The sequence below is a fragment of the Streptomyces sp. V4I8 genome (assembly GCF_041261225.1).
Lineage (GTDB): Bacteria > Actinomycetota > Actinomycetes > Streptomycetales > Streptomycetaceae > Streptomyces.
On record NZ_JBGCCN010000001.1, the window covers coordinates 6,514,070 to 6,527,918 of the forward strand.

The window sequence follows — 13,849 nt, forward strand, 5'->3', positions numbered from 1 at the left end:
GCCTAGCGGAACTGCTCCCACTTCGGGCTGAGGGCGATCTCCCGGAGCTGCTCCTTGGTCAGGGCAGGGGTCTCGCGGCTGGGGGCGTCGTGCTGGGTCCCGGCGTTGAGGGCGCTGATGACGACACGGAAGCCGTCCGTGCGCACCGTGTCGACGGTCCACATCACGGCGCCTTCTACGCCCTTGTCACCGCCGTTCTCCCGGAAGCCGACCTTGGTGCCGTCGGGCAGTGTCTCGGCGTCGGCGCCGAGCAGCTCGTCGGCGACGTCCCCCATGCCGTGCTGGACGTTGATCTGGACGTAGCTCCTGCCCTTGCCGTCGTCGAGGACGAGGTACGAGTAGTCCTCGCCCTTCTCGACCACCTCGGCGTCCTTGGGGAGGAGCGGCACGAGCGTGCCGAGGATCGCCTCCACCGTCGGCTCGGCGGGGGTGCTCGGCGTGACCGTCGCCGCCGGCTTCTCCGGGTCCTCGGGAAGGGAGTCGACGTATCCGCGCCACGCCGGTGCGGTCACCAGGTCCTTCAACCGGGAGGCGGACAGCGGAGGTTCGCTCCGGCTGACCGGCGCGTCCTTCTCGGCGGCGGCGTTCCACGCGCTGACGGAGACGTGCTGTCCGGTCGGGGTGATCAGGTCGGCCGACCACAGCTTGGTGTCGACCCGCCGGTCGGGATACTCGTAGCCCTGGAACTGCCTGAGCAGCGAGCCGTCGGACAGCCGGGTCGAGACGCAACTGTCGTACGGGACCAGCGCCTTGTCCGGGCAGTCGGCCGCCTCACGGGCCCGGTCGCTGCCGGGCTCGACCCGGGCCAGGCTGACGCCGACGGCCCCGGGGCCCTTGCCGTCGTCGTACACGACATGGACGTACGGCGGCCGCAGCGGGTCCTCGCCACCGCGCGCCACCTGCTCGCTGACCTCGCCCTCGGGGAGCAGCCCCTGGAGCGTCTCGATGAGTTCACGGCCGGTCACGGGGGCGGCGGACGGCGCCGGCGTGCCGGACGGCTGCCCGGCCACGCTGGAGGCCGACGGCAGCGGGGCGGGCGCGCCGCCCCAGGGCACCAGCAGTGCCCCGCCCACGCCGACCAGGACGATCCCGGCCGCGCCCCCCAGCACCGTGGCCCGCCGCCGCCTCAGCCGCCGCCCCCGCACCTGACCGGCGGCGGCGAGTGCGGTCCGGTCGGTGTCGAAGCGGTCACCGGCGTCGTGCAGGGCGTGACCGAGCCGCCCCTCGAAGTGGTCCTCGTCGTGTTCCACAGGCATGGCAAAACCACCGTTCGTCATGGTTGGCGTCGTCAGGGATGGGGCCGGTGGGTTCAGGAGGCCGCGAACTCGCCCAGCTCCTCGCCCAGCAGCTCGCGCAACCGGCCGAGCGCCCGGGTGCAGCGCGTGCGCACCGCCGCGGAACTGGCGTTCAGCGCGGCCGCGGTCTCCTCGACGGACCGGTCCTCCCAGTAGCGCAGGACGACCACGGCCCGGTCCTTGGCGGGCAGCCGGGCGAGCGCCTGGAGCAGGGTCAGCCGCAGCGACACGTCACCGCCCTCGGCCACCCGGTCCGGCAGCACGTCCGTGGCCCGCTCGGTGCTGCTGCGCCGGCGCTGATGGGCGAGGAAGGTCCGGGTGAGGACGGTCTGCGCGTACCCGGCGGGGTTCTCCGCCCGCGAGACCCGCCCCCAGCGGACGTACAGCCGTCCCAGCGTCTCCTGCACCAGGTCCTCGGCGAGATGGGTGTCTCCGGCGGTCAGCAGACAGGCCGACCGGTACAGATGCCCGGCCCTGGCCACCGCGAACTGCGCGTAATCGTCCGCGGCCGCCTGTCTCATGCGTTCCCCCTGGTTGTCGTGCGCCGGCTGTCGATGAGGTCCTCACTTCACTGATGCGGCGGGGCAGGGAGAATGTTTCATCACAGCACCGAGAAGTTCACGGCGAGCACGAGAACCCAGGACCCCTCGCATGACCGACCTGTCACCATCACCAGGCCAGGGCTTCGGCCCGCCCGGCTCGGGCTTCGGCCCGCCCCCACCGCAGTACGCGCCGCAATACGCGCCGCAATACGCGCCGCAATACGCGCCGCAGTTCGCGCCTCAGCACGCACCGCAGAATCCGCCCACGCAGCCTCCTCCGAGCGGCCCGGAGTTCCTGGCCGTGGGCAAACGCAACGCGGTCGTCGTCGACGTGTCCGGTGTCGTCTTCGAGATGTCCGGCCTCACGGTCGAGTTCCGCTGGCCCGAGATCCGCAGCGTCCACTACAAGGCGAGCCCCGACGGAAAGGCGCTGATGGTCGCCGTGGTCCACCTGGACGGCCGGTTCCACGAGTGCGGGGTGGAGGCGAAGCCCAGGGCGCGGCTGCAGGAGTGGTTCACACAGCTGGCCTGGGTGCTCGGTCATTACCGGCCCATGGGGTGAGACAGTCCGGTCGTGGAGGATTTGTGTGCGCAACCTGCCCCGTTTTGGCGTGAGTTGTACGAGGTGAGTTCCCTCCCGGCTGCAGAAACGCTGTTCTCCGGCCATCGAGCCGTGGATACAGTGCTGAGGTAGTCACGCAATGAAGTCATCGCGGTGCACGGCAGTAACACCGCTGCACCCGACCGGGCGGGAACGGGGAGCTGCGCGTGCCAACTGCCATTGCCGTGACCAGCGCCGACATGGCGCTGCCGGCGCAGGACGAGCGAACCGTGCCCGCCGTCGTGCTCCAGGACCTCGACCGGGAGCCGCTGGAGCGGTCGCTGGCGGGCATGCAGACCCTGATCGAGCAGCACGGACATGTCGTGGTCGTCTGCTCTCAGGCCGTCCCCCGCGGCGTCCGGCAGCGGCTGCACACCGTACGGTCCCTGCTGGAGAGCGACCGTATCGCCGTGTTCCGCCCCGAGCTGCCCCCGCTCGGCCTCGCGGTCCTGGCCCGCCAGTTGCGGCAGCTGGCCTCCTGCGACCTCAGCCCCGGCGTCCTCGCCTCGGCCGGCCGGCTGCTCACCCACTACATCCACGCCGGAGCGCTCCTCGGCTCCGTCGCCAAGCTGGACCGTGTCCCCGTCGGCCTCAAGTCGCACGCCAAGTCCTGGGTGCCCGGCAGCCAGTTCGGCGTGCTCGCCCACCCGGCCCCGCAACTGGTCCGGATCGCCCCCGGAGTCACCCTCCCCGGCCCGGAGTTCAGCACCTCGATGCTGGTCGCCCAGGGGCAGCTGCAGTCCGACTGGGTCACCGCAACCCTGGCCAAGTCCTGGAACGCGCAGGGCCTGAGAGAGGTCGTCCTGCCCGCCGAGTCGACGGCCTGGTGGGGCACCGCGAAGCTGATCGAGTTCTGCGCCTACCTGCCCGACCTGTCGGTGCTTTACCAGCTCGTCACCTCCGTACGGCAGAACTCCTGTCACTGGTGCGGCATCGACGTCATCGGCGATCGCTGCGTCTTCTGCTCCGCCGTCCCGCCCACCCACGAGCAGCCGGCCCGCGCGGGCTGACCCGTCCCGCCCGCTCAAGCCCTCCGGCTCAACCGACCGATCCCCCCAAAATGAGGTTGCACGGTTCTTGACTTCCTCCCCCCTCGTGGTTGAGGGGGACTCCTACGGCTCGCGCCGTGGGGTTTTCTGCTTCGTCGCCGACTGCCCGCCCGGAGTTCTCCGTTGAGGTCTTACACCAGCTCCACAGACAGACGCCGCCAGCCCGGCGGCCAGAAGGTTCTTTGCCGCGTTCACGTCCCGGTCATGGGTCGTTCCACAGCTGCCGCACGCCCATGTGCGGATGTTCAGCGGCATCTCCGGCTGGAGGGTTCCGCAGGCGGAACACAACTTGGACGAGGGAAAAAAGCGGTCCGCTGTGACCACGTCCCGCCCGTACCAGTCGGCTTTGTACTCCAGCATGCTCCGGAACTCGGCCCACGCGGCATCGCTGATGGCGCGGGCCAGGCTCCGGTTCTCGACCATGTTGCGCACCGTCAGGTCCTCGATCACGAGCGTTTGGTTCTCACGCACGAGTCGAGTGGTCAGCTTGTGCAGCACATCACGCCTGCGGTCGGCGATACGAGCATGGATCCGCGCCACCTTCTGCCGGGCCTTGCGTCGGTTGGCGCCTTCACCCTTCGCTTTGCGGGACAGCTCCCGCCGCGCCTTGGCAAGGCGCTCGCGGTCGCGGCGCTCATGCCGGGGATTGGCGATCTTCTCTCCGGTGGAGAGCGTGAGCAGGTGGTCCAGGCCGACGTCGATACCGACTGCCGCAGCGGTGACCGCGAGCGGCTGCACATCGGGGTCCTCGCACAGCAGGGAGACGTACCAGCGTCCAGCGCTGTCCCGGATCACGGTCACGGTGGTCGGCGTGGCCCCCTCGGGGAGGGGGCGAGACCAGACGATGTCGAGTGGGTCGGCCATCTTCGCCAGAATCAGACGACCAGCACGGAACCGGAACGCCGACGAGGTGTACTCCGCACTCGCACGGGACTTCTTCTTCGCCTTGAAGCGCGGGTACTTGGCACGTTTGGCGAAGAAGTTCACGAAGGCCGTCTGCAGGTGCCGCAGTGCCTGCTGCAACGGAACGGAGGAGACCCCGCTCAGGTAGGCCAGATCCTTCACGTGACTGGCCATGCCTCACAAACCAACATGCCAACATGTAAGCGTACGCCGCTAGTTGATGACGGACGCCGATCAGCCCAGAAGGCCAGTCGGCTTTCCCTGCCCTGCTCCGCAGGAGTCCGTTCCCTCCCCCGCCTGAAGGCGGGGGTGTCCATGGAGGAATCCCGATGAACTCCCGTCAGCGCCGCGGCGTGATACTCCTGCTCCTGTCGGTCGTCTGCGCCCTCGGCGCCTTCGCCGGCGTCCTGTCCGTCATCAGCGACGTGAGGTCCCAGGTCGGCCCCAAGGTCGTCGCGTACGAGCTCAAGGCGGACGTGGCGCCCTACACGCCCCTCACCGCGAGCCAGTTCAAGCAGATCCAGATGCCCGAGCGGTGGCTGTCGGACAACGCGATCAGCAACATCCGCGAGATCCAGGGCAAGATCGCCGTCACGACCCTGCGCGCGGGCTCCCTGCTCCAGAGCGACATGATCGTCGACCAGCCCGCACTCCGGGCGGGCGAGCAGGAGGTCGCCATCATGATCGACGCGGCGACCGGCGTCGCCGGCAAGATCACCGCGGGTGCCACGGTCAACGTCTACGCCACCTTCGAGGGGCAGCGCGACGGCGATCCCGACCAGTCCAAGCTCATCGTGGAGAACGCCAGGGTCATCGACGTGGGCGAGCTGACCGCGCTCAAGCCCGACGCCGACGACAGGGACCGCCGCGACACCGACGCCGTCCCGATCACCTTCGCCCTGAAGACCGTCGACGCCCAGCGCATCACGTACGCCGAGTCCTTCGCCGAGGAGGTCCGGCTCGCCCTGGTGGCACCCGGCGCCGACTCCGACATCGACTCGGCGGACCGCACGTACGAACTCGCCAAGGACAAGTGAGAGGCCCCTATGCCCACGAGGATCCTCCCGGCCGTCGGCGACGCGGACGCGGTCCGTTCCCTCACGACGCTGCTCAGCCAGCTCCCCGACGCCGAGCCGGTCGCCCCGGTCACCGACTCCACCCAGCTCGTCGACACCCTCGCCCGGCTGGCCGCCGAGTCCATCGACGAACTGCCCGAGGTCGTCGTCGTCCATGAGCGCATCGGCCCCGTCCCGGCCCTGGAACTCATCCGCGAGGTCGCCCTGCGCTTCCCCGCCGTCGGCGTCATCCTCGTCACCTCCGACGCCGGCCCCGGCCTCTTCCAGGCCGCCATGGACTACGGCGCGCGTGGGCTGGTCGCCCTGCCCCTGCACTACGAGGAGCTGGCCAGCCGCGTCAACGCGGTGGCCCAGTGGTCGGTGGGCGTACGGCGCCATCTGGGCGCCGGCGGCGATGTGTTCAGCGGCGTCGGCGGCACCGTCGTGACGGTGAGCGGCGCGAAGGGAGGCGTGGGCACCACCCTCACGGCCATCCAACTGGCCCTCGCGGCCCAGGCGTCCGGCCGCGGCACCGCCCTGCTCGACATGGACCTCCAGACCGGCGACATCGCCTCCTACCTGGACATCCAGTTCCGCCGCTCGGTCGTCGACCTCGCCGCCATCAGCGACATCTCGCCCCGCGTGCTGGCGGACGCGGTCTTCCGGCACGACACGGGGGTCGCCCTGCTCCTCGCCCCCGGCGACGGCGAACGCGGCGAGGAGGTCACCGACCGCGCCGCCCGCCACATCGTCAGCGCCCTGCGCTCCCGCTACGAGGTCGTCGTCATCGACTGCGGCGCCCAGCTGAGCGGCGCGAGCGCGGCCGCCGTGGAGATGGCCGACACGGCGCTCCTGGTCACCACCCCGGACGTGGTCGCGGTGCGCGGCGCCAAGCGCGCGGTACGGATGTGGGACCGTCTGCAGATCCGCAAGGCGGAGGAGACCACGATCGTCGTCAACCGCCACTCGCGCGGTACGGAGATCCAGCCCGCCCTGATCCAGCGGATCACCGGCACCGCGGTCGCGGCCACCGCGATCCCGGCCAACTTCAAGGAGCTCCAGGGTGCCGTCGACGCCGGCCGGGTGCACGAGCTGGACGCCAAGGCGACCGTCAAGCAGGCCCTCTGGGCGCTCGCGGGGGAGCTGGGCCTGGTCAAGGGCACCGAGGCGGCCGCCCCGCCCCGCGACGGCAGGGCGGCGCGGGGCGGGGACCGGGCGGCGCTGACGTTCCGGCGGCGGAAGGAGATAGGGAGGTGAACCGGAAGGTGAGGGGGCGCCGGCTCAGGGACGACCGGGGTCAGGTGACCATCGAGTTCCTCGGCATGACCCCGCTCATCATCCTCACGCTGGTGCTGCTGTGGCAGTTCGTGCTGCTCGGCTACACCTACTCGCTGGCCGGGAACGCCGCGGACGAGGCGGCGCGGGCCGGGGCGGTGTCCGAGGGACAGGCGGGCTGCGAGGAGGCCGCGCTGCAACACCTGCCGAGCGCGTGGGAGGGCGGCGCCTCGGTGGAGTGCGGTGCGAGCGGCGGCTATGTCACGTCGGACGTGCACCTGGAAGTGCCCGTGCTCTTCCCCGGTGCGATCGGCTTCCCGTTCACCGTCGACGGGCATGCGGGGGCCGTGCAGGAGGAGAAGGACTGAGATGTCGTACGACACGAGAGTCCGCAGAGTCCGCCGAGCCGGCAGCGTCCGTGACCGCGGCCAGGTCGCCATCGAGTACCTCGGGTTCATCCCGGTCCTGATCCTCGTCGCCCTGGCCGGCGTACAGCTTGGGCTCATCGCCTACACCGCACAGCAGGCCGGCACGGCGGCCCGGGCCGGGGCGCGCGCCGCCTCGCTCGAACCCGGTGCCGCTCAGGAGGGGTGCCAGAACGCGGTCAGCGGCTGGGTCGCCGACGGCACCGACTGCGGTGAGGCATACGGCGCCGACGAGGTCACGGTCACCGCCACGGTCCAGATCCCGTCGGTCGTTCCCGGCTGGGACTTCGACCCCGCCCAGAAGACCGCGACCATGCCGCTCGACCACTGAACGAGGATCCACATGAGCCTGAGGTCACGCATCAACACCCCCGAGGAGAACGCCGGCCGGGGCGAGGACGGCCACCTGGTCGCCTCGTACCGGGCCAAGCTCCTGGAGGAGATCGACCTCGCGGAGATGAGCTCGCTGGCCGCGGCCGAGCGCCGGGCCCGGCTGGAGCGGGTGCTCGGGCACATCATCAGCCGTGAGGGCCCGGTGCTGTCGACGGTCGAGCGCTCGCAGCTGATCCGCCGGGTCGTCGACGAGGCCCTCGGCCTGGGCATCCTGGAGCCGCTGCTGGAGGACGCGTCGATCACCGAGATCATGGTGAACGGCCCGGACGCGATCTTCGTGGAACGCGCGGGCCGGGTCGAGCAGTTGCCGCTCCGCTTCCCGTCCCACGACCAGCTGATGCAGACCATCGAACGGATCGTCTCCACGGTGAACCGGCGGGTCGATGAGTCCAACCCGATGGTGGACGCGCGCCTGCCGTCCGGCGAGCGCGTGAACGTCATCATCCCGCCGCTGTCCCTGACCGGCGCGACCCTGACGATCCGCCGCTTCCCCCGCTCCTTCACCCTGCACGAGATGACCGGCCTCGGCTCGCTCGACGAGCCCATGGTGTATCTGCTGGCCGGGCTGGTGCAGGCGAAGTTCAACATCATCGTCTCGGGCGCGACGGGAACGGGAAAGACCACGCTGCTCAACGCGTTGTCGGGCCTGATCCCCGAGCACGAGCGCATCATCACCATCGAGGACTCGGCCGAACTCCAGCTCCAGCAGTCCCATGTGATCCGCCTGGAGTCCAGGCCCCCCAACGTGGAGGGCAAGGGCCAGGTGACGATCCGCGACCTGGTCCGCAACTCCCTGCGGATGCGCCCCGACCGCATCGTCGTCGGTGAGGTCCGCGGCGGTGAGTCCCTGGACATGCTCCAGGCGATGTCCACCGGCCACGACGGCTCCCTCGCCACCGTGCACGCCAACAGCACGGAGGACGCCCTGATGCGCCTGAAGACCCTCGCGTCCATGTCCGAGGTGTCGGTCCCCTTCGAGGCGCTGCACGACCAGATCAACAGCGCGGTGGACGTGATGATCCAGCTGACCCGCTTCCCGGACGGCGCCCGCAGGATCACCGAGATCGCGCTCCTGGACAGCCACGGCGCGGAGCCGTACCGGGTGGCGACGGTGGCCCGCTTCAACGCCCAGCCCATGACGCCGGACGGCCGCGTCCACGGCGCCTTCGCGTACTTCCCCCTCCCGCGCCGCACCGCGGACCGCCTCTACATGGCGAGCCAGCCGATACCCCAGGCCTTCGGCGTCGCCCAGTCACCGCTCGAGCTCGCCACCCGAGAAGCCAGGTAGGACCCCACCCATGGACCTGCAGACCCGCATCACCCTCACGACCGGCATCGCCCTGCTGACCTGCGCGCTGGCCGTGGTGGGCCTCCACACCTACGCCTCCGGCCGGGCCCGGCGCCAGGCCCTGGTCGACCGTCTGACGTCCGCCGGCCAGATCACCGGAGCCGGTGGCCGCCGACGCCGGTTCACCGACCTGGACCGCCGACTGCGCCGTACGAAACTCGGCAAGCGGCTGGAACTGCGCCTGGTGGCCACGGGCCTGGACGTCACCCCCGGCGAGTTCTTCGTCTACATGCTGGCGACGGTGGCCGGCCTGTGGCTGATCGGCCAGGCGACCCTGGCCCCCTTCTTCGGCCCGATCGCGGGCCTGCTGGGCGTGTGGGCGGCGGTCCAGTTCCTGAACTGGCAACGCCAGAAGCGCATCGAGCGGTTCATCAACCAACTCCCCGAGCTCGCCCGCATCCTGGCCAACGCCGCCCACGCGGGCCTCGCCCTCCGCACGGCCATCGGCCTGGCGGCGGAGGAACTGGAGGCGCCCGCGGGCGAGGAACTGGCCAAGGTCTCCAACCAGTTGGCCCTGGGAGCGTCGATGGACGACGCCCTGGGCGAGCTCGCCGAACGCCTCCCGTCCCGCGAGCTGGTCGTCCTGGTCACCACGCTGGTGCTGTCCAACCGGGCCGGCGGCCAGGTGGTGAGCGCGCTGCGCAACCTCACGGAGACGCTGGAGGAACGCAAGGAGACCCGACGCGAGGTCCGTACGCAGCTCTCGCAGGTGAGCATGACGTCGTACGCGGTCCCCGCGCTGGGCGTCGGCTCGCTGTTCCTGATGAACGGCGTGCAGGACGGAGCCCTGGACCGTATGACGGGCTCCCCGGTGGGGCAGGCGGCGGTGCTGATCGCGTTCGGGCTGTACGCGGTGGGGTTCGTGCTCATCCGCCGTATGTCACGGATCGACGTCTGAGGCGCCTGAGGCTCTGGAGGGAGGACGACCATGGAAATCGGAGCACTGGGCCTGGCCCTGGCCCTGCTGATGGGCCTCGCCGTGTGGGGGATCTTCGCCGGCATCCGCATGTACCGCGCGGACGCCAAGCTGCCGAGCGATCTGGCGCTGGCCCTGGAGATCGGCGCGACCCGCACGGGCGCCGTCGACTCGCTCATCGACCGCATGGGCATGCGCTACGCACCCGCCGTACTGCGCCTGATGGGCCCGAAGCTGGTCGCCAAGTACCGCCGAAAGATCGACCTGGCGGGCAACCCCGGCGGCCTCACCATCGACCGTTACGCCGCCAGGAGAGCGGTCTACGGCTTCCTCGGCGCGGTCGGCTTCCTGGTGTTCCTGCTCCGGGGCCAGGTGCTGATCGCGCTGCTGTTGCTGGCCTTCGGCGCCTTCTGGACGGAGGTCGGCATCTGGTCGGCCATCCGGATCAGGAAGGACGAGATCGAACGCACCCTGCCGGACTTCCTCGACGTTCTCGCGGTCGTGGTGAGCGCGGGCCTGGGCTTCCGCCAGGCTCTCGACCGGGTCGCCTCGAAGTACGAGGGCCCCTGGGCGGACGAACTCCGCATCACTCTCCGCCAGATGGACCTCGGCATGAGCCGCCGCCAGGCCTTCGCGGAGCTGAGGCGAAGGAACGACTCCGAGCAGGTCGCGATGTTCGTGACGGCCCTCCAGCAGGGCGAGGAGTTGGGCGCCCCCATCGTCGAGACCCTGGTGGCCCTGGCGAAGGACATGCGCCGCACCGACGCGCAGAACGCCCGCCGGAAGGCGGCCCGCGCGGTGCCGAGGGCCACGCTGATGATCACGACGTTCATGGTGCCGGCGACGATGATTCTGCTGGGGGCGGGGTTGTTGCTGGGGTCGGGGACGGACTTCGGTTCGCTGACGGGGGAGTAGGAGGTGGCGGCGGTGAGGTCTACCCGGATCCAGCCCCACGGCAACTGCGTCACTAGCGTAAGCAAACCCCCAACTGTCAACCGCCGCAAGCAATTCCCCGGAGCGCCTTTCGCGAATGCAACCAGATGTGGGACAGTCGTCGTCGTACCGCTCGCGGTTCCGGCTGAGCAGGAGGGAGGCGGAGATCATGGACCTCGTCGCATCGGGCATGAAGACGCTCAAGCACCACATCAACCGCATCTTCGCCAAACTGCGATGACAAAGCGATGGTTTTCGGCCTGGGTCCGGAACCGGATCCAGGGACCCTCTGGTGTTTCGGGTATTTCCGCTTACTTTTCTCGCAAGACTTCTCCCAAGTCCTGCGAGCACGGCGCTCCACGATCGCCGAACACCAGAGGGGAACACCATGAGCAACTGGATCAACACCACCGTCGAGTACCTGCGATCCCGTGCCGCTCGCGACGACAGGGGGCAGACGGCGGTGGAGTATCTGGGGATCATCGCGGTGGTCGTGGCTATCGTGTTGGCCATCGTGGGAACGGACATCGGCCAGACGATCTTCGACGCGATCACCGACAAGATCACAGAAGTGACCGGCGGTTGATGCGGCGGTTGATGCGGCCATCCCGGTACAGCGGCGACGCGGGGCAGGCTTTCCCCATCTACATCACGGTGGTGGCGGGCCTGCTCTTTCTCGCGTTCGCGTACCTCGCGGTCGGCCAGGCCGCGGCGAACCGGAACGGTGCCCAGACCGCGGCGGACGCGGCGGCGTTGGCGGCGGCGCAGGACACCCGGGACCAACTCGCCGGAATGTGGGTGGACGACGTACTCGACCCGGCGAAGTGGCAGGACATCTTCGACGGCATCGGGGTGGAACTCGGCGGCTGCGGGCGGGCGGACGAGCTGGCGGCGCAGAACGACGCCGCTGTCGACGGCTGTGATCCGGTGGAGCCTCTGGGCTACACGGTCACCGTCACCTCCACGAAGCCCGTCGGCGACTCGATCGTCCCCGGCACGGAGGACATGAAGTCGACGGCGGCCGCCACGGCCGTGATCGAGCCCCGCTGTACGTTCGAACTCCCTGGCGAGGACGCCGGGGACACCGGCGACACCGGGGACGAGGCCGAGCCCGGCGACGGGAACGAAGTACTGCCGCTCCCACAACTCACCTGCGAGGACAGGAACTGGGACCCGGACCCGGATGATCCGACCACCCTCCCGGCTCCCGAGGACCTCTTCGACGTCCATCTGGCCGACTCACCAGCGAACGACGAGTGACTAAGGAAGCAGAGGCATGAGGATGCGGTTCACGGCGAAGGCCCACAGGGGGATGGTCGCGCTGACCGTTGCGGCTGGACTGGCCCTCGGCGTGGCCGGCTGCGGCAGTGGCGGGGACGACGACGGCAACAAGCCGGAGGCGTCGGCGTCGGCCACCACGGATGGTCAATCCGACCCGAGTCCTCAGGAGGGGCAGGCGGACGAGCTCCTGGCGGAGTTGAAGGGTTCGGACGGACTGCTCCTGCAGATCACCTCGCGCTGACCGTTGCGGCTGGACTGGCCCTCGGCGTGGCCGGCTGCGGCAGTGGCGGGGACGACGACGGCAACAAGCCGGAGGCGTCGGCGTCGGCCACCACGGATGGTCAATCCGACCCGAGTCCTCAGGAGGGGCAGGCGGACGAGCTCCTGGCGGAGTTGAAGGGTTCGGACGGACTGCTCCTGCAGATCACCTCCGCCCAGCGTGATTCCGGCGGTTTCGTCACCGTGAACGGCACCATGAAGAACGACGGGGACAAGAGCACCTCGGTCCCCTCCGCGCTGAGCGGCAACGAGACCGAGATCACCAGAAACGGCCGGTCCCTCGGGGGCGCCACACTCGTCGACTCGAAGAGCAAGAAGCGCTACTACGTCCTCCGGGACACGGACGGCCGCCCGCTGACGACCACGGGTTTCTCAAGCCTCAAGGCCGGTGAGAGCCTGGCGGTGTTCATGCAGTTCCCGTCCCCGCCCACGGACACGGCCGAAGTCACCTTCCAACTGCCGACCTTCGCCGCCGCCACCATCCAGATCTCCGGATGAGGCCTACCATGAGCACCCCCCGCCTCACCCTGACCCTCACCACGGCCACGATCATGGTCGCGGCGAACATCCTCGGCGCCACGACAGCCGACGCGGCCGACGGACCCAGCGTCCCGCCCGGCACGGAGGCCACCGCCGCCGCGCCCGTCGAGGTGGACGCCAACGACCCCGACCTCAAACTCCCCGAAGGCGCCACGCTCGCCCAGGCCAAGGTCCTGGACATCAAGCAGGTGGTCGAGGACCAGGCCGGCGAGGAGCGCCGCGAAGACACCAACGCGGACGTGAAGTTCGCCCTCCAGGCGGAGGTCCTCTTCCCCAAGGACAGCGCGAAGCTGACCGGCGAGGCGAAGGCCCGTATCGCTGAGATCGCCAAGGAGATCAACACCCAGAACGCCACCCGGATCCGCGTCTTCGGCTTCACCGACAACCTGGGCTCCTCCGCCCATGGCGACGTCCTGTCCAGGAAGCGCGCGAACGCCGTACAGGGGGTCCTGGAAGCGGAACTGAACGACTCGACGGTCACGTACGAGGTGCGGGGCTACGGCGAGCAGTACCCGATCTCTTCGAACGCGACGGAGGCGGGGCGTAAGAAGAACCGCCGGGTGGAGGTGTCGTTCCCGCGTACGGACAACTGACCCGGCTGTGGGAGGTCACGCTGTGGGAGATCACGTCACCGCACCTCCACCGCCACCCGCACCCCGGCCACCAGCCCCCACCCCGCCATCACCCCGGCCTCCGCCTCCAGCACATGCCGTGAACGGAGCCGGGGCAGGCCCAGGCGGCCCGGCTTCATGGTGCGTACGGCGATGACGTTCAGCTTGCGGTCGAGGTAGGCGACGTCGATGGGGATGCGCATGCGGAAGGTGTGTACGCCACCGGCAGGGGTGAGCAGCATCGCTCCCTCGACGGAGTCACGCCCCAGGAGCCCTTTCGTGCGGGCCCGGTACGACGAGGCGATCTCCAGGGGGACCGGCACCTCACCCCGGTCCCCGTGAACGACCAGCGTCCCGCGGCCGTCACGCCACCGTCGTCCCATCCGCAGCCACCTCCTGGGCC

At 69.9% G+C, this 13,849-nt stretch carries 18 protein-coding genes and 1 pseudogene; 15 read left to right on the forward strand and 4 right to left on the reverse strand.

Annotated features, from left to right (window positions below; all coding sequences use genetic code 11):
* Nucleotides 1–2: 2 nt before the first annotated feature.
* Nucleotides 3–1,256 carry a hypothetical protein gene (locus ABIE67_RS29685; protein WP_370264179.1) on the reverse strand — a complete coding sequence of 418 codons (1,254 nt, stop codon included), beginning with the start codon at nucleotides 1,254–1,256 and terminating at the stop codon, nucleotides 3–5.
* A 53-nt stretch (nucleotides 1,257–1,309) separates the two neighbouring features.
* Nucleotides 1,310–1,816 (reverse strand): SigE family RNA polymerase sigma factor, encoded by a 507-nt coding sequence (locus ABIE67_RS29690; protein WP_370264183.1) that lies wholly within the window; start codon nucleotides 1,814–1,816, stop codon nucleotides 1,310–1,312.
* A 130-nt stretch (nucleotides 1,817–1,946) separates the two neighbouring features.
* On the opposite strand from ABIE67_RS29690, the gene ABIE67_RS29695 reads away from it, so the two are divergent.
* Both ABIE67_RS29695 and ABIE67_RS29700 read left to right on the forward strand, forming a co-directional pair.
* Complete coding sequence (locus ABIE67_RS29695; RefSeq protein ID WP_370264188.1) at nucleotides 1,947–2,399, forward strand: hypothetical protein; 453 nt, start codon at nucleotides 1,947–1,949, stop codon at nucleotides 2,397–2,399.
* Between the two features lie 239 nt (nucleotides 2,400–2,638).
* A complete protein-coding gene (locus ABIE67_RS29700; RefSeq protein WP_370269081.1) occupies nucleotides 2,639–3,448 on the forward strand; it encodes a hypothetical protein in 810 nt (269 codons plus the stop codon).
* Nucleotides 3,449–3,550: 102 nt separating this feature from the next.
* Here the strand turns inward: ABIE67_RS29700 and ABIE67_RS29705 are convergent, their stop codons facing one another.
* Nucleotides 3,551–4,552: an RNA-guided endonuclease InsQ/TnpB family protein gene (locus tag ABIE67_RS29705; RefSeq protein ID WP_370264193.1), complete on the reverse strand. Its 1,002-nt coding sequence runs from the start codon at nucleotides 4,550–4,552 to the stop codon at nucleotides 3,551–3,553.
* A 167-nt stretch (nucleotides 4,553–4,719) separates the two neighbouring features.
* On the opposite strand from ABIE67_RS29705, the gene cpaB reads away from it, so the two are divergent.
* The 13 genes and pseudogenes from cpaB (at nucleotide 4,720) to ABIE67_RS29770 (ending at nucleotide 13,428) form a co-directional block, all read left to right on the forward strand.
* Nucleotides 4,720–5,427, forward strand: coding sequence for a Flp pilus assembly protein CpaB (gene cpaB / locus ABIE67_RS29710; RefSeq protein ID WP_370264198.1), 708 nt, complete (start codon nucleotides 4,720–4,722; stop codon nucleotides 5,425–5,427).
* A gap of 9 nt (nucleotides 5,428–5,436) precedes the next feature.
* Complete coding sequence (locus ABIE67_RS29715; protein WP_370264203.1) at nucleotides 5,437–6,702, forward strand: CpaE family protein; 1,266 nt, start codon at nucleotides 5,437–5,439, stop codon at nucleotides 6,700–6,702.
* Between the two features lie 65 nt (nucleotides 6,703–6,767).
* Nucleotides 6,768–7,088: a TadE/TadG family type IV pilus assembly protein gene (locus ABIE67_RS29720; RefSeq protein ID WP_370269086.1), complete on the forward strand. Its 321-nt coding sequence runs from the start codon at nucleotides 6,768–6,770 to the stop codon at nucleotides 7,086–7,088.
* A 1-nt stretch (nucleotide 7,089) separates the two neighbouring features.
* On the forward strand, nucleotides 7,090–7,476 hold the full coding sequence (locus tag ABIE67_RS29725; RefSeq protein ID WP_370264207.1) for a TadE/TadG family type IV pilus assembly protein: 387 nt from the start codon (nucleotides 7,090–7,092) through the stop codon (nucleotides 7,474–7,476).
* 12 nt (nucleotides 7,477–7,488) lie between these two features.
* On the forward strand, nucleotides 7,489–8,826 hold the full coding sequence (locus tag ABIE67_RS29730) for a CpaF family protein (protein WP_370264211.1): 1,338 nt from the start codon (nucleotides 7,489–7,491) through the stop codon (nucleotides 8,824–8,826).
* A gap of 10 nt (nucleotides 8,827–8,836) precedes the next feature.
* Nucleotides 8,837–9,784, forward strand: a complete 948-nt coding sequence (locus ABIE67_RS29735) for a type II secretion system F family protein (protein WP_370264216.1) — start codon at nucleotides 8,837–8,839, stop codon at nucleotides 9,782–9,784.
* A gap of 30 nt (nucleotides 9,785–9,814) precedes the next feature.
* On the forward strand, nucleotides 9,815–10,717 hold the full coding sequence (locus ABIE67_RS29740) for a DUF5936 domain-containing protein (RefSeq protein ID WP_370264221.1): 903 nt from the start codon (nucleotides 9,815–9,817) through the stop codon (nucleotides 10,715–10,717).
* A 64-nt stretch (nucleotides 10,718–10,781) separates the two neighbouring features.
* Nucleotides 10,782–10,970, forward strand: a pseudogene (locus ABIE67_RS29745) (DNA-binding response regulator); the annotation flags it as partial.
* Nucleotides 10,971–11,123: 153 nt separating this feature from the next.
* Nucleotides 11,124–11,321: a hypothetical protein gene (locus ABIE67_RS29750; protein ID WP_370264224.1), complete on the forward strand. Its 198-nt coding sequence runs from the start codon at nucleotides 11,124–11,126 to the stop codon at nucleotides 11,319–11,321.
* A gap of 11 nt (nucleotides 11,322–11,332) precedes the next feature.
* A complete protein-coding gene (locus ABIE67_RS29755; RefSeq protein ID WP_370264228.1) occupies nucleotides 11,333–11,995 on the forward strand; it encodes a pilus assembly protein TadG-related protein in 663 nt (220 codons plus the stop codon).
* 16 nt (nucleotides 11,996–12,011) lie between these two features.
* Nucleotides 12,012–12,257 (forward strand): hypothetical protein, encoded by a 246-nt coding sequence (locus tag ABIE67_RS29760; protein WP_370264232.1) that lies wholly within the window; start codon nucleotides 12,012–12,014, stop codon nucleotides 12,255–12,257.
* Nucleotides 12,258–12,283: 26 nt separating this feature from the next.
* The gene (locus tag ABIE67_RS29765) at nucleotides 12,284–12,793 is read left to right on the forward strand and encodes a hypothetical protein (RefSeq protein ID WP_370264234.1); all 510 of its coding nucleotides are present in this window, start codon (nucleotides 12,284–12,286) and stop codon (nucleotides 12,791–12,793) included.
* A gap of 8 nt (nucleotides 12,794–12,801) precedes the next feature.
* Nucleotides 12,802–13,428 carry an OmpA family protein gene (locus ABIE67_RS29770; RefSeq protein WP_370264239.1) on the forward strand — a complete coding sequence of 209 codons (627 nt, stop codon included), beginning with the start codon at nucleotides 12,802–12,804 and terminating at the stop codon, nucleotides 13,426–13,428.
* Between the two features lie 35 nt (nucleotides 13,429–13,463).
* Here ABIE67_RS29770 and ABIE67_RS29775 read toward each other — a convergent pair whose 3' ends face one another.
* Nucleotides 13,464–13,829 (reverse strand): DUF192 domain-containing protein, encoded by a 366-nt coding sequence (locus tag ABIE67_RS29775; protein WP_370264245.1) that lies wholly within the window; start codon nucleotides 13,827–13,829, stop codon nucleotides 13,464–13,466.
* Nucleotides 13,830–13,849: the final 20 nt, after the last annotated feature.

What these genes read in the sequence shown, in the direction of transcription:
- ABIE67_RS29685 (WP_370264179.1), bottom strand. Translation starts at nt 1,256, where the DNA reads ATGCCTGTGGAACACGACGAGGACCACTTCGAGGGGCGGCTCGGTCAC.
- ABIE67_RS29690 (WP_370264183.1), bottom strand. Translation starts at nt 1,816, where the DNA reads ATGAGACAGGCGGCCGCGGACGATTACGCGCAGTTCGCGGTGGCCAGG.
- ABIE67_RS29695 (WP_370264188.1), top strand. Translation starts at nt 1,947, where the DNA reads ATGACCGACCTGTCACCATCACCAGGCCAGGGCTTCGGCCCGCCCGGC.
- ABIE67_RS29700 (WP_370269081.1), top strand. Translation starts at nt 2,639, where the DNA reads ATGGCGCTGCCGGCGCAGGACGAGCGAACCGTGCCCGCCGTCGTGCTC.
- cpaB (WP_370264198.1), top strand. Translation starts at nt 4,720, where the DNA reads ATGAACTCCCGTCAGCGCCGCGGCGTGATACTCCTGCTCCTGTCGGTC.
- ABIE67_RS29715 (WP_370264203.1), top strand. Translation starts at nt 5,437, where the DNA reads ATGCCCACGAGGATCCTCCCGGCCGTCGGCGACGCGGACGCGGTCCGT.
- ABIE67_RS29720 (WP_370269086.1), top strand. Translation starts at nt 6,768, where the DNA reads ATGACCCCGCTCATCATCCTCACGCTGGTGCTGCTGTGGCAGTTCGTG.
- ABIE67_RS29725 (WP_370264207.1), top strand. Translation starts at nt 7,090, where the DNA reads ATGTCGTACGACACGAGAGTCCGCAGAGTCCGCCGAGCCGGCAGCGTC.
- ABIE67_RS29730 (WP_370264211.1), top strand. Translation starts at nt 7,489, where the DNA reads ATGAGCCTGAGGTCACGCATCAACACCCCCGAGGAGAACGCCGGCCGG.
- ABIE67_RS29735 (WP_370264216.1), top strand. Translation starts at nt 8,837, where the DNA reads ATGGACCTGCAGACCCGCATCACCCTCACGACCGGCATCGCCCTGCTG.
- ABIE67_RS29740 (WP_370264221.1), top strand. Translation starts at nt 9,815, where the DNA reads ATGGAAATCGGAGCACTGGGCCTGGCCCTGGCCCTGCTGATGGGCCTC.
- ABIE67_RS29750 (WP_370264224.1), top strand. Translation starts at nt 11,124, where the DNA reads ATGAGCAACTGGATCAACACCACCGTCGAGTACCTGCGATCCCGTGCC.
- ABIE67_RS29755 (WP_370264228.1), top strand. Translation starts at nt 11,333, where the DNA reads ATGCGGCCATCCCGGTACAGCGGCGACGCGGGGCAGGCTTTCCCCATC.
- ABIE67_RS29760 (WP_370264232.1), top strand. Translation starts at nt 12,012, where the DNA reads ATGAGGATGCGGTTCACGGCGAAGGCCCACAGGGGGATGGTCGCGCTG.
- ABIE67_RS29770 (WP_370264239.1), top strand. Translation starts at nt 12,802, where the DNA reads ATGAGCACCCCCCGCCTCACCCTGACCCTCACCACGGCCACGATCATG.
- ABIE67_RS29775 (WP_370264245.1), bottom strand. Translation starts at nt 13,829, where the DNA reads ATGGGACGACGGTGGCGTGACGGCCGCGGGACGCTGGTCGTTCACGGG.